Genomic DNA, 509 nt, shown 5'->3' with positions numbered 1-509 from the left:
GCTTGGCTAAACGCACCCAAAGGCTTTCTTCGCCCTTTTTCCACGTTTTTAAGTCAAAGTTAAATTTAACGCGGTAGCGTCCTTGAGTATCAATATAACCATAGGTGTCATGGTCAGGACTGGTCACCCTTGCGGGTAAGGTGCCACTGATTTGGGGCCAGCGGATAGGCGCAGGGCGGTAGAGCGTTAAGGCCTGATAAGGAATAGCGGTAAATTCCAGCTCATAAGCCTCAGTGCGGTTACCGTGTCCTTGTACACTTAAAATAATCACACCGTCATTAATATTATTCAGTGGACTGCCTTTGATGTTAATCCATTGACCCGGTGCAAGGGCATAGCGGTTACTTTTACCGTGAATAATCACCTGTTGGCTGATTTTTTGTTCGTGGCGTAGGCGGGCATACCATTCACCACTTTCGATAGGCATTTCACTCGAATTGTTATCACTATCATTAGTATTCGTCTCACTCTCACGTCCATTATCATGACTGCCACTAGCATTGGCACCA

Annotated in this window: 1 protein-coding gene; it reads right to left on the bottom strand. The window is 46.2% G+C overall.

Annotation, left to right across the window (positions count from 1 at the left end; all coding sequences use genetic code 11):
- On the bottom strand, positions 1-509 hold a 509-nt coding region (locus GQ594_RS11880; RefSeq protein ID WP_202112609.1), incomplete at both ends, for a contractile injection system protein, VgrG/Pvc8 family.

The sequence above is a fragment of the Gilliamella sp. Pra-s52 genome (genome assembly GCF_009795805.1).
GTDB lineage: Bacteria > Pseudomonadota > Gammaproteobacteria > Enterobacterales > Orbaceae > Gilliamella.
Note: the sequence above shows the minus strand (reverse complement) of the source record. Positions and strands in the feature narration are given on the sequence as shown.